The organism is Treponema bryantii (assembly GCF_900111035.1).
GTDB lineage: Bacteria > Spirochaetota > Spirochaetia > Treponematales > Treponemataceae > Treponema_D > Treponema_D bryantii_C.
In genome coordinates, this window is record NZ_FOFU01000011.1 from 1 (window position 1) to 19,812 (window position 19,812).

Sequence of the window (19,812 nt, forward strand, 5' to 3'; positions counted from 1 at the left end):
ACAGACAGGGATGAAAAAGGAAGTCCAAAAATAAAACTGAATAAAGGAAGTATTATAGATGGAGCTTTGGTACTATGGTATGACTGGGAAGGCGGTGTACTGACTGATGAAGAAATTGAAAATTCATTTTATTCTGAAGATTAAAATTTCTGCCGATAATTAATAAGATGTCCAAGAAATTATTTTCCATACTTTCATTTTCTCTAATAATTACTTGTCTCTTTGCCGAGACTCTCCCAACAAGGCTTCTTGGAATCTGGGAATCAAAAGACCGATACGTTTTTTTTGAACAGAATGATGAAGATGAGCCTCAACTCGTAGTTGTCCTTAAAGAATATTATGGCTGGTATTATGACCGTGCTGCTGAACCTGCTTCTTATAGTGAAAAAGAAGCTCGTACAAGAAACATTCCAACTCCCCGTAATGCTGAGCATATTTACATTCAGAATATAGATACAAAAGAAACTACAAACTCGCTTTACGGAGCTTTGGATCTTAAATATTCCAACTGGCAGAAAAATACAATTCCATTCTTTATGCTTGAGGATTCAATATATCTGAAATATTTTGTACTCGATGAGAGAGAAGTTTCTGAAGAAAACGGAAGCCTGATGACTTCTGAAAATCAGAATGTATCTTATAAATTCTACCGCGGAATTGCTTCATCAAAAGGCTTTATGATTAGTCCGCAGTCACTTCCAAAAGACATCACCGGCTTAATTATAGATGGTGAAAAACTTTATGATGTCCGTTACTGGCAGACTGATATGGATTATTCAACTGATTATATTACTTATGAATACAAGGATGATTCATATACAATTCCAAAACATCTTCGCAGTTGTGAGACAAATTACAGCTGTGTTTCCGGACGTAGTAAGAAAGTGAGAAATTCTGTTAAGCCTTTTGAATATAAATCTGAAGATTATATTTTTAATGATAATCAGAAAGTATTTACTAATAATGAAGAACCGTATTTAAAGAGGCTTGCAGACCATTCTACTTTTGAAGATTTAATGAAACTTGTAAAAGACGCTAATTCCCGTCGTAAGCCGGATCCGCCAGCCTTATTTCCTGAAAATGATTTAGACTGGCACTGGGACTTAATTGATATGCTTGAAAAAGATAATACAATTATTCAGCAGGTGAGGGCTCGGCAGAAGGCTTTTGGGCCACGTGGGCGCGATTAGCTTTTTTCTCAAGAACTGCAAGAAGTCTTTCCAGACGTGGAACGTTATACCTTAAAATCATAAGTGGAAGAATACTTAAGATTGAATTGGCAATAACTGCAGGTAAAATGAACCTTAAAGAAATCAAACGTGGAAAAAAAAGCATCAGGACAAAGCCTAAAATGAAATTCCAGAGATGAACCTGAACTCCATAATTACATTCCATAATAAATCTTGAAATATATTCCGGATCATTCGGGTTAGAAACTTTTTTCTTACTGAAGCTTGTAAACATTCCAAGCTCAAGTACATGATCCTTCCAGTATTTTATTCCAAGAAGTTCATAAAACTTACATTCTTTTTTTCCTACATGATGGAATTTAACATCTTTTGTAAACCATTTTTCTGGTAAAGCGCGTCGAACAAAAGTTGCTGAAATTCCATCCCATGCAACAACCAGAAACGGCAGCATCAAAGTAAGAAGGGAAATTTTGAGTAATGACATATCTACCGGGAACCAGAAAAAGTTTCCACAGAAAACCAGAAGCATTGTAAGACCAATTACCAGAATGTATAGAAGCATTTTATCCCCCAGTAGATATCAGAATCAGTTATTTTCAGAATTTTCGCATGAGTAAGAAAGAGGAATACCATAAGTGGTTTCGTAAACTTCTTTCCATGCAGCATAGTTCTTATCTCTTAACATTTCCATGTTTTCTTTAGCAGATTTATTCGGATCAGGATAAATTGCAGGAAGGAAATGAAGAGTATATTCCTGAATTGGGAAACCGTCGCCGCCAATCTTATCTGAATCATTCATAGTAATAAAAATTGGAAGAACTGGTACGTTGCTTTCTACAGAGAACTTAAAGGCGCCAACTGTAAGAGGGCGGGGCTTTCTGTAATTCCACCACATTCCCTGTTCTGCATAAACAAGGACTTTTTCTCCTCTTTCAAGAAGCACTTTCATAGCCGCCATAAAGTTTTTCATTGTAGAAAAATTAGCGCTCAGAGGAAGTGTATTACAGTGGCGGAAGAAAAAGCCGTAAAGTCCAGGGAAGTTTGTGTAGTTTCCTTCGCGGATTACCTTATACAAGGCTCTTCCATTCTTATAATACAGATATGGGAATAATGCATAATGAATTGCAAAGTTATCAAACGGATTGAAATGATTACAAGTCAGAACTGCTCCTGAATCTTTAATTGCCTCATAATTTTCAATGCCTTTGATATCTTTAATAATCATCTGGCCTGTTTTTACAAGCTTCTTAATAAAATGAATTGCAACAATATTTACAAATAATGTTGCAATTTTATTTTTCAACTTTTTATTAAGATAATCAACTTTGTCTGGGGTAAGAGGAATAGTTGGAGGATCTTCTTCAACATCTTTTGACCACCAGCCTTTTTTCTCGTATTCTTCAATACGTGCTAATACTTCGAGTCTGCCTTTGTCTTTTTCAATCATTTTTTTCGCCTGAAAATACTTGCATTTATTATTAATCTGAATCTGATGATTATGCCGATTCTTTTGAAGAAGCGTACCCAGAATCCTTTCTTTCCACTGGTTTTATAGTAGTTGTTTGGATCGTCTGCATCTTCCTGAGCCATCTTTGAAAGATTTTCCATAAGAAGTTCATCTTTCTTCTTGTCTTCTTCGGTTCGGGAATCTCTCATTGTAATAAGACGTTCGTAGAAGTCTGTCATTTTTGCATATTTCCAGAAATGCTCTTCGTAAAGAACATCTTTATACTTCCATGGTCTCCAGTTTATTTTCCAGTGAATGATTTTCAAATCTTTATCATCAAAAGCATCATTCTTATATGAAGTCTTATTCCAGCCAAGGCTGATTTTCTTTACATTTCCTTTACAGAGAACATTAAGATAATCTTCATCCTGAACAACACGGAAAGTGTAGCGGTTCAAAAGATCAACAAAGCGTTCTGCAATGAACTTGTTTCTCCAGCGTCGGCAGTTAATAAGAAGAATACCTGCATTAAAATATTCCTTGCGGTTAATACCGTCGGCCTGTTCAACATAATTTCCGAATACTTCGAAGGTCTGCATTACTTCTTCCTGAGCTGCAGCAACGTAATATCCGTGAATCTGTGTGTTATAAAGTTCGCTTACATCGCCAAGAACTGTAATATCACAGTCGAGATACAAAACCTTATCATACTGAGGGAAAAGATTTGGAATAAAGATTCTGTAATAAGTTTCTTTTGAATAGTAATCACGAAGATGGAACATGTCCTGAACTTTATCGAGCTCTTTAGAAAGCTGCACAAATTCGATGGAACAATTTTCCTGTTTGTGTTTTTTTATGCTGTTCATATTCTCTTCTGAAAGATGAGAAGTCAGAACATAAATCTTGTAAAAGTTTTCTTTTGATGCATTATCAAGTAAAGATGCAAGTGCAACAGTTAAAAATGGAACGTAATTATCATCTGTAGCAAAACAGATAGGTATTTTCTGTTTAAAGATTTTTTTGCTCATATCTTTTTAATTTTATTTGATAAAGGTTGATTAGTCAATCTTATTGTAAAAATCATATTTCATTGTCGAGTCTCGTCATTGCCACGTCGCTTCGCTCGCAATGACGGAGTTTCGGAAATATATAGAATAAAATCGCGTTTTATGTCATAATAAGAAGATTATAAATAATATCATATATATAAGGACGCATTCATGAGTTTCAAACCGGTTGATCCAAAAGTTGACTTTCCTTCACAGGAAGAATCAGTTTTAAAATTCTGGCAGGATAATGACATCTTCAAAAAGTCAGTAAGCCAGAGAGAAGGGGCAGAGGACTTCGTATTCTATGATGGCCCTCCGTTTGCTACAGGACTCCCACACTTCGGACATTTTATTCCATCAACCATTAAAGATATTATTCCACGCTATCAGACAATGAAAGGAAAACGCGTTGAGCGCCGCTTCGGCTGGGACTGCCACGGTCTTCCTGTTGAAAACCTGATTGAAAAAGAACTTGGACTTAATTCTAAGCACGAAATTGAAGCTTTGGGAATTGATAAATTTAACGAAGCTTGTCGTGCATCAGTTCTCAAATATACTTCTGAATGGCGTAAAACCATCACTCGTATGGGACGCTGGGTTGATTTTGATAATGACTATAAAACAATGAACCCAGAGTTCATGGAATCTATCTGGTGGGTTGCTAAATCTCTTTGGGATAAAGGTCTTATTTACGAAGGAAAATATATTCTTCCATATTGTCCACGCTGTTCTACTGTACTTTCTACACACGAACTTGCTCAGGGCTATAAGGATGTTCAGGATCAGACTGTAACTGTACGCTTTAAGATTACTAAAGCTCCAGAAGGTGTAAATGATCCTGATATGACAAATGGAAAAACTTACTTCCTTGCATGGACAACAACTCCATGGACATTGCCTTCAAACCTTGGTCTTTGTATGGGACCGGAAATTGACTATGTAAAGATTCTCGATAAGGAAAGCGGAGACTTCTATATTTTTGCTGAAGCTCGTCTTTCTGCATACTACAAGAGCGAAGATGCTTACGAAATCATCTATCGTCATAAGGGTAAGGAATTTATTGGTGCTGAATATGAGCCATTGTTCCCATACTTTGCTAACCTCAAAGATCCTAAAGTTTGTGAAGAAATGAGCGGTCAGAAGTGCGAAAAGGGTGCTTTCCGCATGTTCAATGCTGAGTACGTTTCTACAGAAGACGGTACTGGTATCGTTCATATCGCTCCTGCATTTGGTGAGGAAGATAACAAGGTATTCCGTGGTTCCGGCGTTCCAAACGTTGAGCCAATTGACGCTGAATGTAAGTTCACAAAAGAAGTACCAGATTATCAGGGCCTTTTTGTAAAAGATGCTGATAAAGATATTATGAAGCGTCTCAAGGACGAAGGAAAACTCGTTAAGAGAGATTCTGTAGTTCACTCTTATCCACACTGCTGGAGATGTGGTTCTCCATTGATTTATCGTGGAATTGGTTCATGGTTCGTAAAGGTAGCTGATTACCATGATGTACTTCTTCGTGCAAACAGCAAAATCAACTGGCAGCCTAACCACATTAAGGAAGGCCGTTTTGGTAAGTGGCTTGCCGGAGCTCGTGACTGGGCAGTTAGCCGTAACCGTTACTGGGGTAACCCAATTCCAATCTGGCGCTGTGATGATCCAGATTGTAAGCACACTGTATGTGTTGGAAGCCGCCAGGAACTTAAAGACCTCAGCGGAACTTACCCTGATGATCTTCACAAGCAGTTTGTAGATAAGATTACATTCAAGTGTCCAAAGTGCGGAATGGGTACAATGCGCCGTATTCCAGAAGTATTTGACTGCTGGTTCGAATCAGGTTCTATGCCTTACGCTCAGGTACATTATCCGTTTGAAAATAAAGAGAAGTTTGAAAAGAACTTCCCTGCAAACTTCATTTCCGAAGGTCTCGACCAGACACGCGGATGGTTCTATACACTTACAGTTCTTGCTGCTCAGCTTTTTGATAAGCCTGCTTTCGAAAACTGTATCGTAAACGGTATCGTACTTGCTGAAGACGGACGCAAGATGTCTAAGTCTTTGCGCAATTATACAGACCCAGTAGAAGCTATCAACAAGTTTGGTGCTGATGCAATCCGTCTCTTCCTTATGCACTCAGCTGTTGTTAAGGCAGATGAAATCCGCTATTCAGACGCTGGTGTTCGTGACGTACTTAAATCTATCATCATCCCTTGGTGGAACTCTTATTCATTCTTTGTTACTTATGCAAATATTGATAAGGTTGCTCCAACTGGACATATGTTTGATTCAAAGCTTCCATCAAATCCTTTGGATGCATGGCTGCTTTCTATTACACAGAAGCTTATTGCAGATGTAAGTGCTGCATTGGATAATTACGACCTTTCTGGTTCTATCGATCCAATCGTAAACTTCATAGACGAGCTTAATAACTGGTATATCCGCCGCAGCCGCCGCCGCTTCTGGAAATCAGAAAACGACAACGACAAGGCAGAAGCATACGAATCACTTTATATTGCACTTAAGACTCTTACTCTGGTTGCTGCACCATTTGTTCCATTTATTACAGAAGAAATGTTCCAGAACCTTAAGACAAGCGAAGACAAGGAATCAGTTCACCTCTGTGATTATCCAACACCTAACAAGTCATGGATCAACGAAGAACTTGAGTTTAAGATGGCAACTGTACAGAAGGCCGTTTCTATGGGACACAGCCTCCGAAACCAGTTCAACCTCAAGAACCGTCAGCCACTTGCAAGTGTTGCTCTCGTAACACGCAACCCAAGCGAAAAGACTGTACTTTCAGAAATGCAGGATACAATCGCAGAAGAGCTTAATGTTAAGAAGGTTGAATTCCACGACCGCGAAGACGAGCTTGTTGAGTACAAGGCTAAGGCTAACTTCAAGGTTCTTGGTAAGGAACTCGGACCTCTTATGAAGCAGGCTGCCGGAATTATCCAGACTCTTTCTAACGAACAGATTCAGTCAATTCTTGAAGGAACTAAGCTTTCTATTGATGTTGCCGGAACAACAGTTGAACTCAACGAAGAGAAGGTAATCGTAGAACGCTTTGAAAAAGATGACCTTAAGGTTTTGAATGACGGAACTCTTACAGTTGGTCTTGATTCTAAGATTACAGACGAACTTAAGAAAGAAGGTTATGTACGTGACCTTATCCGCGGTATTCAGAACCAGCGTAAGGAAAACGGTTACAATGTAACTGATAGAATTACTCTTGAGCTTGGCGGAGACGCTGATCTCGAAGCTGCTTATAAGATGTTTGCAGACTTTATTTCCGGAGAAACTCTTGCAGAAAAAACAAGCTGGAACTCAAGTCTTACAGGCGCTTATGAAGTAGAAGCTGATGATAAGAAATGGAGTTTCAAGATTGAAAAAGCATAATTTGAGATCCCGAAAGCTTTTCGGGATGACAAGTATTTTGCTAGTTCTCCTGCTTGCAGGCTGTAAATCCGCACCTGCAGGCAGACCTGTTGATGCTCTGGAATTGATTGATGACCAGAGTGCCTTTTATATCGCAGTACCTAAGGAAGCTGATAATATTCTTATAGAACGTATTATCACAGGCTTTTACAAAGATGCTACAGAATCTGATGCAAAAATGATTGCAGATCACGTAAACAAAATTTACTGTGGTCTCAATCGTTCAAAGCATGAAACAGAGGTTCAGGCATCTGTTGAAGGTAGTATACCATCATCATTCATTCCTAAAGTTTTGAATGCAAAAAAAGGCTGGATTGTAAATGATTTTACTCCTGCTGAAAGTCTAAATAAATACAAGGTTTACACTGGCCCCGTTGAAATGACTTTCCCTTCACCAAAGATTGCCTGTATTGGACGTGGTCTTGAAGGTATGCTGACTAAATATGATAGATTAGCAGCACTGCCTGCAGATGATACAACGGAATTGTATTCTGACCTTGATGAAGAGCTTACTTCATATCTCAAAGGTGCAGAAAATGAAATCCGCTTTTTTGCGAATAAACCTCAGTCATTCCTTACAATTCTTACAGGTGCTCAGTTAGATCTTAAGTTAATTGATGTAAAAGGAAATTTTACAACTGATCCAAAACATCCAAATCAGTATTTTCTTGATTTAGATTTCCGATTTAAAAACGGAACCTTCCTAAAGGCCGGAAGAACTCTTTTAATACTTGCCTTCGGACTTACTAATTCTCAGGAAGAAATTATCGGAGACAGTGAACTAATTATAAATGATATCAGAATAGATAAACAGCAGTTGTATAAACTGCTGTCGTTATAATCGGCCGTACGCGGCCTTACTCAGGAGCATTAAAATGGCAGGAGACAATAAGATTATTCTTAAAGCAGAGGATTTGGACGGATATCTTACTTCAGAAGATATGGCCGATTTGAAAAACCTTGAAGTTATGTTCAAGGAAACTATGAAATCCTTTGAACCAAAAGATGAAGAAAAAATAATTGAAGGCTACGATAAGCTTGGTCATGAAATGCAGAATATCTGTGCTAAGCATCCTAATATTAAGGTTTACTCTTTTGTAACAGAAGAGGGTGCTCATGCTGAATGTTCTCGTGTAATTTCTAAGCTCCGCGACGAGCGCACAGACCATCAGGAGTTTATGTACTACAGCCAGCGTGCATACGAAATGCTTTTCCGCATGGCTTATACAGACCAGCACTCTGACAAGAAAGGCCACATTGTTGTAAAGACTCCTGTTACTTTCCCTGTTCAGAACTATGCTGTTCATAAGATTCCAGACATTGATCACAAAATTGAAAACACTGTAATGTGCGTTATGCTCCGCGGTGCTCTTCTTCCAAGTATGATTATGTCTAAGGAAATTCAGGAATATTCAAGCCACGGATACAAAACTCCATTCGCACTTTTCAAAATCAGCCGTAACGATACAAAGAATGAGGCTGATATGGAATACATTATGGACCTCAATAAATCATTCTTCAACCTCGACCAGCTCGACGGTAAAGATTTGATTTTTGCTGATCCTATGAATGCTACTGGTGGTTCTCTTGTAACTGTTGTTAAGTACCTTCAGAGCCAGGGCGTTCGTCCAAAGTCAATTGCTTTCTTTAATACAATTTCAACACTTAAGGGAAGTATCCGTGTAACTCGTGCTCTTGAAAACTGTACATGTTACACACTCTGGATGGACCCTGTAATGAACGAAAAAGCTTACATTATGCCAGGACTTGGTGATGCAGGTGACCGTCTTAACGGTTGTGATACTAAAGACGCTCCTCGTAACATGATTCAGTTAATTGCTGATTATGGTCATAACATTTCCGGACTTTATAAATCTCAGCTTTATGAAATTGAAAAAATCGTTCTGGGCTAAGTTTACTTCTATAGCTGCAACAATAATTTTTGCCTCATGTACAACGACAAACCTCTCTGTTCCGGTTCCGGGGCAGGAGGGGATAAAAACTCGTAATATTTATGCTGAATATTATAATCTTGGTGAGTCGTATTATAAACTCGAAGATTATAAAAAAGCAGCAGAATATTATGAACTTGCAATGCGAAAAAAAGAACAGTATTGGGCTGCCTATTATAAACTTGCAAAATGTTATGTATACAGTTCAGACTGGGCTAATGCACTTCCAATGTATAAAACAATTCTGGAACGGGATCCAGAAAACTCTTCAATAAAAGCAAGTCTTGCATATATATATTCTATGCAGGGAGATTTCAAAAACTCTGTAATTGTATATGAAGAGCTTCTTACAGTTCAGCCAGATAATCAGCAATATTTAGAAAACTACCTTGCAGTGCTGATAGCAGATAATAAAAAGTTTGAAACAAAAAACGCACAGAAGTTTACAGAAGCGTATGAAACTCTGAAAACAGAATATCCGGACAATAAGAATCTTAAAACTTTTGAAGATAAGTACAAAGAACTTATGAAGATTCAGGAAGAGAAACCGGAAAATAAAGAAGCTTCAGAAGCTCTAGAAGCTCCTAAGCCTGATTCTGCTCCATAAGCTTTCGGTACTTTTCTGAATCTACACGGAAAGCAATTACCGGAGAATCTGCATCTGAATGTTCGATTGACTGTTCTGCTTCAAGTAACAGACGGTCTCCTCCAACCATTCGGATTGAACGTGAAGAAATTCCAATACGGCTGTCTTTATTATTTACGATATTGCTTATATCACTGTATAACTTATCAGCAAGAGCAAGTGCTTCATCAACACTCATGCTGATTTTGATTGCAACAATACAGTCTTCTTTATATTCAAAAAGAAGATCCTTGAACTGGAACTGAATTGAAAGATAATTACAGACATTCTTAAACTCTTCACTGGTCTTTTCAATATTTGCCAGCTTAATGATAAACAGGGAAAGATCGATTTCTGAAGCAGTTGCTCTGTCTATTTCATTATCAAGACGTGTCATTAAATATGATTCCCAGCCAATACCTGTTTCCGGATCAAATAATCCGGCAGGGGAAGGTTCAATTTCATCTATAGGAAGTTTTGCCATTTCAGTCTGAGCATCTGTAAGTGGCTCAGAGAAAATAGCCTGTACTTCTTCAGGAGTTACTTCACTTGATCTTTCTTCTTCCGGTTCTGGTGCTTCTGTCTTTACTGGTTCAGATTCTACAGGCTGTTCTTTTGAATCATTTTTAATTTCTGCTGGAGTTTCTGGTTCTGATTTTTTTTCTACAGGTTCAGATTCAGTTGCTTTGTCAGCAGTGTTTATTTCATTTTCAGATTCAGTTTCAATTTCAGTTTCTGAAAAATCTTCGTTATCTTCAATCTCATTTTCTTCTGAATCATCTTCTATATCTTCTTCGATTTCAGAAACATTTGAATTAGTCTCTGTTATATTCAGATAGATAATCATAATAATTGTAATAATTGTGATTATGAGGATTAACAAAAATGAGATTCTTGCATAATAAAAAATAGAATCAGGACGGATTAAATAAATATTACTTTCAATTGTTATATTCTGTTTATTAACATTGAGGTTTGTGCTGAAAGTTTTTGTCAGTCTGGAAATAGTTTCTTCTTTGCTTTTTCCTGTAGGATATAAAATTACTGTTTCATTATTTCTGCGGACATGAATGTATGAAAAATCAGATGCTTCTCCAATAGCTTTTTTTATTCCCTGTGAATATGCTGGAGTGTTTTCATCCTGTGCATAACTTAAAGTTCGTATATCATTGGCAAGTTCTGTAAAACGCAGTTCAGAAGTTTTCAGATTTTTTGTATATTCATTAAATAAATTGTAGCCGAAAAAACTCATTGCAAAAATAAAAACGGCTGCTGCAAAAATTGTGTAAATAACGATAAATCGATTTTTCATACTATATATTATAACTTACAATACTGTCTAAAGCAAGTTTAAGTAATTCACTGTAATTAAGAGTTGAGAAGTTTCCATTGTTTCTAAGCCAGGCAATATAAGGTAAAAGGAGAGGTTCTTTTTCTTCTAATGATGATGAATTAAACTTTTTCATAAAAGATTTAGGGGAAAGTGTTTTATTTGGATTTAAAAGATTTACATTTACTTTAGATGAAGTTTCGAGATAGTAAATATCATCTTTCTTTGAAAAAGTAACATTCTTACCTGCCAGATATTTTTCAAGAGAAACTCTATAGGCTTCAAGAATCTCTGTTGTTTTTATATTTGCTGAGAGTTCTTTTAACTCGGTACGGAACATAAGCTTAGAAAAAGTCTGTTCTGTTTCAGTCAGTCTTGAAGAATTTTGATTATAAAGAGTATCCAGATAAGTACCTGAAGCATAAGCTCTTCCATTCTGATAAGAAAAATCAGCTCCGAGAATTATTATTTTATTAAATCCTGCTTGAAGTGCAAGATCTAAGGCTGTAATTGTTACTGTACCAGCACCTGAAAAGAGTTGAGGGAGAGGGGAGCCCGAACTTAAATTTATTGCAGATGATAAGGGATGTCCTGAACAGAAGAATAATAATTTATGCTCCGTCTCATAAAGATACCTTGCCGCAGACGCATTTGCACAAAGATCAAAAGCATAAACAGTCTCATTATTTTTATTTTCAGCATTACTTATAAAATGATTATAAGACACCGCCTGGCCATCTATGGAAACAATAACTTCCGGCGAGATTCCTTTCTTTTTAAGAGTTTGGGCTGCTGTATCTGTTGAAAAAATAAAATATTTATCTCTTTTAGATTTATCCGTAAGTATTTCAATCGTGCGATTAAGGGAAGGTCCAGCTGCAACTACAACTGCTGTTTTATTTTTTATACAGTCTGTGGTAAATAGTGAAGATGGTGTATTTAATTTTTCAGCAAGAATACTATTGTTAATAATATTTGAGTTCCAGATTTTACCAAAATGAGCCTGGACCGAGTAATCAGCAGAAATAATTCCAAGAGACTTTTTTAGTACCTGATTTATTTCATTTATATGTGCTGAGTTTTCATTTATCCAGGCTTTCTGTTCAATAATTTTTAGATTGCCATCTCTGGCTGGTAAATAGTTTTGTGAAAGAAGCTGTTCTATATTCTCAAGATATGCAAAAATTATCTGCGGATTTTTATTGAGTGAAGTTATCTTTTCGCTGCTCTTTAGAAAATCAAAATCGTCGCCGGAAAGTTCAAAAGCAATTATTTTTGAAGACGGAAATTTCTGTGAAAGTAAACTTATAAAAATTCCACTTCCAGTACCAAGAACTAAAAAGATATTTGCCTGTTCTGTAATTGTATTTAAAAGGTTTTCGGAATCTCGTTCCGGATTATAACGTGATTCCATTGTTCTTCCGCTTTGAAAGACCGGGATTAGAGTACCATTTTTAGCTGATTCAAAACTTTTATATATACTCATGAAAAGATTCTCTCAATGCGTTTTTGTAATTTTTGCCATTCAGTTTCAATTCTGTTTTCAATTTCTTTATTCAAAGGATCATGAATTGCCTGAACAAAATCAAGAGGGAAAAGCTGTTTCTTCCATTGGATATTTTTTTCAGAATCATATAAAAGTTTCAGACATTCGGATTTATCAAACTGAAAATCAGAAGTTATAAAATTAATCTCAGATGTTTCTGAATGCTTAGAAATTAAGTCGATGAAATCTTTTGCTGTAATATCTTTTATCCAGCCAAGAGAATTTCTGCAATATTCTTTTTCCATAAGACGGAAAATCTTTCTTTCCTCTGTCTTAAGCGGATTATTGATAAACCAGTCTTTATAAATATCCAAACTACCGTTAGTTATTTCAGATTTTCCTAAACGAGTTTGTTTTGTACTGATTCTATTATCTTTGTATGAAGAATTTTTTTCGAGTTCATTAGGCTGAGTATGCTGAAATCCTTTTTGAGCTGACATATCGAGACCGCAAAGATAAATATTATTTGTACAATATTTATAGGCAAAGAGAAGGGCAGTGCCGCTTACAGTTCCATTTCGAGATGCCTGTATTGTCTGTATATTTTGAGTTTTTAATAATGCAGAGGAAATACCATCTCCATAATCGAGAGGCATAACTGTAAGTTTTCTCAAAAGCTTTTTAGGACAATATGCTTCAGATGACATAGCAATTGGAATATCATTTTTATAGAGAGCTTTTAAATGTTCTCCGGCCCAATAACCGCCATCAGTTGTCATACATAAATCTGGAGTAATTCCGTTCTTTATACAAACAGAAATTGCTGAAGATAAACAGATTATAAAAAACTTATCCTGATAATCTTTAATAATATTAATAAAAGGAATAAGACTTGGACCAGAAGAAATTATAAGGGCCGGCTTATTTATTGTGTTTTCAAAACTGATTGTCTTTGAGCAGTATTTCAAAAAATTACAGCTGTTATATAACCATTTTTTTTCAAAATATTGTCTGGTTATCAATAAGGTTTTTGCTCGGAGCATTGACTGTCTTATTGCATTCCATACAATCTTATCTGTTTCGTTGAAAAGTTGTGATGAAGCCGGCCAGCTGATAAAATGAGTTGTCAGTAACTGTTCTTCTGTAAAGTTATTTTCTAAATATGTTTCAAAATCAGGATGTTCATAATAATTTATTACAAAATCAAATTTACTGTTGTATTCAGAAAAATCATTTATATATCGGATTACTCCAGTTTTTATTTCCGGAAATTTCTGTTTTAGAAAATCAGCGCAATAGGAGAGTGCAGGTTCTGTAATTATAATTGTTGTCGGAGTAAAAGGAAGTGAAAGATTATCAACAAATCGCTGAGCTTCTTTTACAGGTGCATAATTTGAGTGAAGAAAGTGCCCTTCTACAGAAGCTGTATTTTCTCCATTTTTTGCTTTTTGAATTGTTACCTTCAAAATTATTCCGCCTGTAAATAATCTTTTATTGCGTCGCAGGAAGTTGCTTTTCCTGAAAAAGAAATCTGAACTTCAGAGGCATAAGAATCAAAGACTTCCTGAAGATTCAATTTTATATGCTGAGTTATGAGTTCTACGGAATAAGCTTTATCTGTAATTATTACAGTTTTGATGCCATGATCAGAGTCTTTTATTGTTGTGTCTGAATTATTATATAAGCATGCAAATCTGTTATAAACTTCATTTATTATTGCTTTATTAAAACTTTCAAAATTGTGTTTTGTATTTGTACTCTGTGAATTATAAAATGCTTTTACTGCTTTTTCGATATCAATTTTATACAATAAAACGACAGTGTTTTCTTTTAATAATGGATTGATATTATTGTATTCATTTGTATGTTCTGAATTTGAGATTTTATTAAAATCCTGTGCAGCCTTATCTGAAAGTATTCCTTCGCATAAAAGGATTTGGTTTGAACTATTTTTATAGACAGAAAGCTCCTGAAGCTTTTCTTTAAGGTTAATTGAAAAAAGTTGTAAAAGAGGATTTTTGTCTGTTCCAGTAAAAGTATAGATTTTGTTAGAATTGCTGCAGATTCCATTCCAGAAATCAACAGTTGAATCAGCGCAAATTATAGATTCACAATCAAAACCAATACTATTATTTACGCAGTAATAGCTGTTTTTTTGTTCGAGTAAAGCACATAATTTGATTGAATGTATATTTATAAAATCAGAGAAAGCCAGCCCCTGAGTTGTTACTGGTGTATCCAGGGTACTGGCTCGTGAAAGAAGTCCCATATCAAGAAAGTCCTAATTCATTGAACAGTTTCTTATAAGTTACAAATTCATCTGACTTAGCAAATTCAACAATCTTTTCTTCAGGAAGGTTTTCAAGCAGCTGATCCATGTAAAGAAGAACTGACTTGATATCCTGTTTAAGGTCTGTATTTGCAATTGAATCTGAAACTCCGTCAGCGTTCTGCTTATCAAGGTAAGCAAGGTTGCTTTCAGAAAGATTGTTATCAAGATTATCAACTTCTGCAAATGAAGGAACTGAACTAACTTCTTCTTCTACAGGTTCATCACTCAAAAGCTTGTCTACTGTTGGAATATCATCATCAATAACTTCTGTTTCATCAACTGCTTCTTCAATAGGTGTTTCTACTGTTTCTTCGATGACTGGTTCGTCAATTACAGGTTCTTCGGCAATTGTTTCCTCAACAGCTGCTTCTTCCTCAATAACCGGTTCATCATCAATTACTGATTCTTCTTCAATAACAGGTTCTTCTGTAATTTCTTCAGAAACTGTTTCTTCTTCAACCGGCTCTTCGATTGTATCTGGAAGTTCAGAAGGGAGCTCTGAAGGAAGGTCTAATGTATCTTCTTCAATTGATTCTTCTGCAATAAATTCTGTTGCAGTTTCATCTTCTTCTGTAGTTTCTTTTACTGAATCCATAAAGTCTGATGAAGTTGATTCAACAAGAAGGTCGTCTTCCTTAGGAATTGAAATCTCATCTGGAAGTTCTTCATTTTCATAAAGTTCATCATTTCCGTCTGGAATAAACTCATCAATCTTTGGTTCTTCAAGTTTTTCATCTGAGAAGTCAAAGTCATCTGTCTGATTATCATCAAATGTGATGTCATCAAGTGATGTATCTGTTTCATCTGAAATAGCATTTTCAATTTCTGAATCTACAGAATCTGTAATTTCAGTTGGTTCTACTTCAGAAGAAATAATTGATTCTTCAATAACTGTATCATCAGCTTCAACTGGAACTTCTTCAATATCAAAGCTTTCTTCTGTTTCTGCAGCTTCTACAGAATCTGTATCAATATCAACTGAAGTTTCTTCGATTACCGGTTCTTCAGAAATTGTATCGTCTACTACTGGTTCCTCGATTGCAGGTTCTTCAACAACTGTTTCTTCAGCAGGAGCTTCTTCTTCTGATTCAGTTACAGCTTCAACAGTATCTCCAAACTCTGCTGTATTCATGATGTTATCAAGTTCATCGAATGAAAGGGCAATTGTGTCATCACCATCGTCTTCGCTGAAGAATCCACCTTTATCTTCTTCTGCAGTTTCTGGATTTACATCATCATTTGAAAGGGCAGCGACAGCAGCACCGGCTGCAATACCTGCGGCTCCGGCAGCAACAACTGCGGCTGGATTAACTGTATTTTCCTGAGTTTTGATTTCTGCAAGATTTGATTTGAGCTTATTCATTTCGTCTTTAAGACTTGAAAGCTCTGAAACAATCTGCTGTAAGAGTGAATTATCAACTGAAGTTGTATTTGCATTTTCAGCTGGCTTTTCTTCAACTGGTTCTGCGATTTCTTCAGCTTCCTCAGTTGTATCAGATTTAATTTCATTTACAACTGGAGCTGTTGCTGTATTTTCATCACCAACAGAAAGATCATAATCTACAATCTTATCTTTATTCTTTGATTCTTCTACGTCCTGAACAATTGGAGTTTCTTCTGCATCTGCATCAATTCCAAAGTCTGAAAGATCAATATCTTCTGTACTGATATTTTCTGAAGAAGAACTTACTGATGGGGTAGTGGTTTCTTCTGCTGTAAAACTTGAACCAAAATCATCAAGTGAAACTTCTTCTGTTTCTACTTCTTCAGAATCATCTGTTTCATCGTCAATATCATCATCAATAATATCAAGAGATACATTGTCTTCTGTTTCTACAGTATCTGCAGAATCATCAAAACTGATATCCATATCAAGTGGAGCTTCGTCAACGATTGGTTCAGCTTCTTTTACTTCTGCTGGAGCTGATTCAAATGAATCTCCGTCCATAAAGTCATCGAGAGACAATTCTTCAGTGTTAGAAGAAACGGCTGCAGGTTCTGCACCTGGTTCATAACCGTTATTTCCTGCTGCTACTGATTCATCGGAGAAGCCACCGTCCATAAAGTCATCAAGTGAGATTTCTTCGTCATCACCAAAAGAAACTTCTTCTTCAGTTTCTGAAGTTGTATCATCAGTTTCAAAGTTTACTTCTTCTGGAACGGCTTCACTTTCATCAACGGCAAGAGAATCATCAATGTCAAAACTTACATCTTCTGTTGTAACCTCTGATTCTCCTAGATCAAAGTTCAAATCATCATCTGAAGTCTCTGCTGTTTCTTCAGTTTCAGTAATTTCTGTGTCAAAAGTTAAATCATCAGTTGAATCTGTGAATTCTGTATCAAAACTAACTTCTTCACCAGCATCTTCTGCAGCATCTGTTACTTCTTCTGAAACTTCTTCAGTTGTTTCTGGAATGTCAAAATCGCCTAAATCAAGGTCATCAGTTTCGGCTGGAGCATCAACCTGTTCAACTTCAAAACCATCTGTTATATTAGCAAGCTCATCTGTGCTGAGTGTTGTATCGTCTTCACTTCCAAAATCATCAAGAGGATTAGAATCAACTCCTTCCGGTTCATCCTTAAACATGTCGGAAAAGTCGGAGTCATCAAAATCTGGTAAATCCAAGCCAACATCATCAAGATTCAGTTCGTCCGATGTGTCTGCTGGGGTCTCGGTATTTTCGCTGCCACCTGTTGAATTCTTTACCCAAACACCGTAGCTCTCAAGTTCATTTGTATTGTCATCAGATTTACTCATATAGCTCCTCTCAAACGGATAGTAATATACTTTTTATTTATCGGCAGGATGAGTCGAAAAAAACAGTTATATTTACTATATTCTTTTTTTTATTATAACACATATTTTCATTTCAGAAAATGAAAATTTTTGCCGATTATTAAATTATCTATGAATCGTGCAAAGTATTTGGCAGCTATATTTTTCGGTACCTTCGTTTATGTTCTTCTATCCATGACTTTTGGACAGAATAGTCTTCATTGTTATAATAAGATGGAGGAGCAGAAGCGGCTTATAAGCCGCCAGACTTCTGATATTCAGAATATTAATAGTGAGCTTTCTCTTGAGCTTGCGGCCCTTCAGAATGACCGTGCTGTAATTGCGTCTTATGCTCATAAGCTTGATTACGTGAGTGAAGGGGAGAAATTAGTAAAAATTACAGGTCTTAGACCGGCTCAGACAACTTTGTACGATACAGGTACTGTTTTGCGCCATGAAGAACCGGATTTTATTTCTGAAAGAATCTGTAAAATTGCTGGTCTTGCTTTTGCGCTGCTTTTTGCATTGGTTTTCTTTTTATACGATGTAAGCTGTGGAAATATTGTATTAGGAAAAAATAAGAAACCGATAGTTACCGGTATTCCTGTTTATGATATTCCTCAAATCTAATTAAATTATCTCAAACAACTAATTAAGCTTAGTCCAAACAACAGGAATTGTACCTTCTTTGTAATCGTCTCCATCCGGAAGAAGTGTGTTTTTTATTCCCTTAAGAGTATTAGTATCTGTCAAAGTGAGTGTCCATTTTATCGGAGCTGCAGAAACAGCCGCTGAAAGAGCTGCGGTTCGTTTTAAATCCGGATAGAATGAGGCGTTTGAATTACCTTTTTGAATAACGGTTACTGTTCTGTTTGATTCTGAACCCGAAAGTTCAACAGTAATATTCATTGAAGCGCCGTTATTAAAAATTACAAAGCCACGGCCACCACGCATTATTACAATTTTATTGATGCTGTCTTCCCCGCTCCAGGTACCGGAAAGTTCTTCTGTAGAAGCGATTTTAGCTGATTTCGGAGTGCTTGATTCTTGAATTGATGTACTTATACCGGTTGCAGCGTTGTCGTTTTCAATTAACTGCTTGATTGTATCTTTTAATACATCTTTTGGTTCCATCAATAATTTATAGAAGGAATCATATATTTTGCGTTTTGAATGTTCTTCGTTTTTAGTTTTGTCTACTACATAGTAAGTAGTAATCCATTTATCTGCATTAGTATCTTTTGTGATTAAGGTGAAAAATGAAAGTTTGCCTTCTGCAAATTCGGATGCGTCAGGACGTTCTGAAAGGTTTGGAGTAGTTCTTTTATCTGAAACGGAAAAATTATTTATTTCAGAAAGCTGGGTAAAATAGAGGTCACTTGTCATTTTTGACATATTTGCATCTATTTCTGTAGAGACGATGCCATAATAGTCAATATTATAACTTTGAGCAGAAAGAACTGCTGTGAAAATGAGAAGAATTGCTGATAAAATTGATTTTTTTGAAACAATTCTTGTGTTCTTCAAATCAACCCCTTAGCTTTCCTGCAAATTCCCGCTGGATGTCTCTCTGAACATCGCGGTCTTTAATTGCTGCACGCTTATCATACTGCTTTTTACCTTTACAGACTCCCAGTGTAACTTTTACACGGCCATCTTTAAGATAAAAATCCAAAGGGATAAGTGTACAGCCCTTTTCTTCAACACGTCGGGTAAGCCTTTTGATTTCCTCTGCATGGAGCAGAAGCTTTTTAGGCCTGTCCGGATCGTGATTAAATATAGAAGAGAAAGAATATTCAGAAATATGGAAGTTTTTTACCCATACCTCGCCATTTGTAATTTCCGCAAAGGCGTCAGGAAATGAGATATTTCCATTCTTTACAGATTTGACCTCTGTACCTTCCAGTACAATTCCGCATTCGTAAGTATCTTCAATGAAGTAGTCAAATCGTGCTTTTCTGTTTTCTGCAATAATCTTTCTGTTGGACATAATGATATATTATAAAGTATAGTCTTATGCCTTTCAAGTTACCAGAATTCTAAGCGTAACTGAATAAAATTCTGCTTGTTCTATATTATGATGCGTTTATAATTGCGCACCTTAAATTAAAAACATAGTGAAGGGTATTCAGTTACTCAAAAAAAACTGTGTTGTAATAAACTATACTTTATGATATTTTTTTATAAATAAGG

16 protein-coding genes are annotated in these 19,812 nt (G+C 36.1%); 6 read left to right on the forward strand and 10 right to left on the reverse strand.

The annotated features are described in order from the left end of the window. Window positions 1-167 precede the first annotated feature (167 nt). Window positions 168-1,190 carry a hypothetical protein gene (locus BMY21_RS13765; RefSeq protein ID WP_074645154.1) on the forward strand — a complete coding sequence of 341 codons (1,023 nt, stop codon included), beginning with the start codon at window positions 168-170 and terminating at the stop codon, window positions 1,188-1,190. Here the strand turns inward: BMY21_RS13765 and BMY21_RS13770 are convergent. From BMY21_RS13770 to BMY21_RS13780, 3 genes are read right to left on the reverse strand one after another with little or no spacing between them, the layout of a single operon-like run. Further along, window positions 1,135-1,752, reverse strand: a complete 618-nt coding sequence (locus tag BMY21_RS13770) for a glycosyl-4,4'-diaponeurosporenoate acyltransferase CrtO family protein (RefSeq protein WP_074645158.1) — start codon at window positions 1,750-1,752, stop codon at window positions 1,135-1,137. The two genes, BMY21_RS13765 and BMY21_RS13770, sit on opposite strands and share 56 nt — an antisense overlap. Before the next feature lie 24 nt (window positions 1,753-1,776). Continuing rightward, entirely contained in the window at window positions 1,777-2,637 is an 861-nt protein-coding gene (locus BMY21_RS13775) for a lysophospholipid acyltransferase family protein (RefSeq protein WP_074645160.1), read from the reverse strand. Further along, a complete protein-coding gene (locus BMY21_RS13780; protein ID WP_074645163.1) occupies window positions 2,634-3,665 on the reverse strand; it encodes a glycosyltransferase family 8 protein in 1,032 nt (343 codons plus the stop codon). Before BMY21_RS13780 ends, BMY21_RS13775 begins: the two co-directional genes overlap by 4 nt. Window positions 3,666-3,857: 192 nt before the next feature. Here BMY21_RS13780 and ileS point away from each other — a divergent pair, with 192 nt between their 5' ends. From ileS to BMY21_RS13800, 4 genes are read left to right on the forward strand one after another with little or no spacing between them, the layout of a single operon-like run. Further along, the gene (ileS, locus tag BMY21_RS13785) at window positions 3,858-7,079 is read left to right on the forward strand and encodes an isoleucine--tRNA ligase (RefSeq protein ID WP_074645166.1); all 3,222 of its coding nucleotides are present in this window, start codon (window positions 3,858-3,860) and stop codon (window positions 7,077-7,079) included. Beyond that, the gene (locus tag BMY21_RS13790) at window positions 7,066-7,959 is read left to right on the forward strand and encodes a hypothetical protein (protein ID WP_143064246.1); all 894 of its coding nucleotides are present in this window, start codon (window positions 7,066-7,068) and stop codon (window positions 7,957-7,959) included. Before ileS ends, BMY21_RS13790 begins: the two co-directional genes overlap by 14 nt. 34 nt (window positions 7,960-7,993) lie before the next feature. Beyond that, window positions 7,994-9,031 carry a uracil phosphoribosyltransferase gene (locus BMY21_RS13795; RefSeq protein WP_074645171.1) on the forward strand — a complete coding sequence of 346 codons (1,038 nt, stop codon included), beginning with the start codon at window positions 7,994-7,996 and terminating at the stop codon, window positions 9,029-9,031. Next, window positions 9,003-9,677, forward strand: a complete 675-nt coding sequence (locus BMY21_RS13800; protein WP_074645173.1) for a tetratricopeptide repeat protein — start codon at window positions 9,003-9,005, stop codon at window positions 9,675-9,677. Before BMY21_RS13795 ends, BMY21_RS13800 begins: the two co-directional genes overlap by 29 nt. Here BMY21_RS13800 and BMY21_RS13805 read toward each other — a convergent pair. The 5 genes from BMY21_RS13805 to BMY21_RS13825 all read right to left on the reverse strand — a co-directional run bounded on the left by BMY21_RS13805 (window position 9,655) and on the right by BMY21_RS13825 (window position 17,601). After that, entirely contained in the window at window positions 9,655-11,007 is a 1,353-nt protein-coding gene (locus BMY21_RS13805; protein WP_074645175.1) for a hypothetical protein, read from the reverse strand. The genes BMY21_RS13800 and BMY21_RS13805 overlap by 23 nt on opposite strands. 1 nt (window position 11,008) lies before the next feature. Continuing rightward, window positions 11,009-12,439: a motility associated factor glycosyltransferase family protein gene (locus BMY21_RS13810; RefSeq protein ID WP_177177767.1), complete on the reverse strand. Its 1,431-nt coding sequence runs from the start codon at window positions 12,437-12,439 to the stop codon at window positions 11,009-11,011. A 68-nt stretch (window positions 12,440-12,507) separates the two neighbouring features. Further along, window positions 12,508-13,977: a 6-hydroxymethylpterin diphosphokinase MptE-like protein gene (locus BMY21_RS13815; protein WP_074645180.1), complete on the reverse strand. Its 1,470-nt coding sequence runs from the start codon at window positions 13,975-13,977 to the stop codon at window positions 12,508-12,510. A gap of 2 nt (window positions 13,978-13,979) precedes the next feature. Continuing rightward, a complete protein-coding gene (locus BMY21_RS13820) occupies window positions 13,980-14,780 on the reverse strand; it encodes a hypothetical protein (RefSeq protein WP_074645182.1) in 801 nt (266 codons plus the stop codon). A 1-nt stretch (window position 14,781) separates the two neighbouring features. Further along, window positions 14,782-17,601 (reverse strand): midas domain-containing protein, encoded by a 2,820-nt coding sequence (locus tag BMY21_RS13825; protein WP_074645184.1) that lies wholly within the window; start codon window positions 17,599-17,601, stop codon window positions 14,782-14,784. Between the two features lie 150 nt (window positions 17,602-17,751). Here BMY21_RS13825 and BMY21_RS13830 point away from each other — a divergent pair, with 150 nt between their 5' ends. Beyond that, complete coding sequence (locus BMY21_RS13830; RefSeq protein WP_074645187.1) at window positions 17,752-18,249, forward strand: septum formation initiator family protein; 498 nt, start codon at window positions 17,752-17,754, stop codon at window positions 18,247-18,249. Window positions 18,250-18,267: 18 nt separating this feature from the next. On the opposite strand, the gene BMY21_RS13835 is transcribed toward BMY21_RS13830, so the two are convergent. Further along, the gene (locus BMY21_RS13835) at window positions 18,268-19,146 is read right to left on the reverse strand and encodes a TP0183 family DNA metabolism protein (protein ID WP_074645189.1); all 879 of its coding nucleotides are present in this window, start codon (window positions 19,144-19,146) and stop codon (window positions 18,268-18,270) included. A 1-nt stretch (window position 19,147) separates the two neighbouring features. Then, the gene (smpB, locus tag BMY21_RS13840) at window positions 19,148-19,609 is read right to left on the reverse strand and encodes an SsrA-binding protein SmpB (RefSeq protein ID WP_074645191.1); all 462 of its coding nucleotides are present in this window, start codon (window positions 19,607-19,609) and stop codon (window positions 19,148-19,150) included. Between the last annotated feature and the right edge of the window lie 203 nt (window positions 19,610-19,812).

Coding starts and splice junctions, on each gene's coding strand:
- BMY21_RS13820 (WP_074645182.1), bottom strand. CDS start 14,780: ATGGGACTTCTTTCACGAGCCAGTACCCTGGATACACCAGTAACAACT.
- BMY21_RS13810 (WP_177177767.1), bottom strand. CDS start 12,439: ATGGAATCACGTTATAATCCGGAACGAGATTCCGAAAACCTTTTAAAT.
- ileS (WP_074645166.1), top strand. CDS start 3,858: ATGAGTTTCAAACCGGTTGATCCAAAAGTTGACTTTCCTTCACAGGAA.
- BMY21_RS13830 (WP_074645187.1), top strand. CDS start 17,752: ATGAATCGTGCAAAGTATTTGGCAGCTATATTTTTCGGTACCTTCGTT.
- BMY21_RS13805 (WP_074645175.1), bottom strand. CDS start 11,007: ATGAAAAATCGATTTATCGTTATTTACACAATTTTTGCAGCAGCCGTT.
- BMY21_RS13780 (WP_074645163.1), bottom strand. CDS start 3,665: ATGAGCAAAAAAATCTTTAAACAGAAAATACCTATCTGTTTTGCTACA.
- BMY21_RS13795 (WP_074645171.1), top strand. CDS start 7,994: ATGGCAGGAGACAATAAGATTATTCTTAAAGCAGAGGATTTGGACGGA.
- BMY21_RS13770 (WP_074645158.1), bottom strand. CDS start 1,752: ATGCTTCTATACATTCTGGTAATTGGTCTTACAATGCTTCTGGTTTTC.
- BMY21_RS13800 (WP_074645173.1), top strand. CDS start 9,003: ATGAAATTGAAAAAATCGTTCTGGGCTAAGTTTACTTCTATAGCTGCA.
- smpB (WP_074645191.1), bottom strand. CDS start 19,609: ATGTCCAACAGAAAGATTATTGCAGAAAACAGAAAAGCACGATTTGAC.
- BMY21_RS13765 (WP_074645154.1), top strand. CDS start 168: ATGTCCAAGAAATTATTTTCCATACTTTCATTTTCTCTAATAATTACT.
- BMY21_RS13775 (WP_074645160.1), bottom strand. CDS start 2,637: ATGATTGAAAAAGACAAAGGCAGACTCGAAGTATTAGCACGTATTGAA.
- BMY21_RS13825 (WP_074645184.1), bottom strand. CDS start 17,601: ATGAGTAAATCTGATGACAATACAAATGAACTTGAGAGCTACGGTGTT.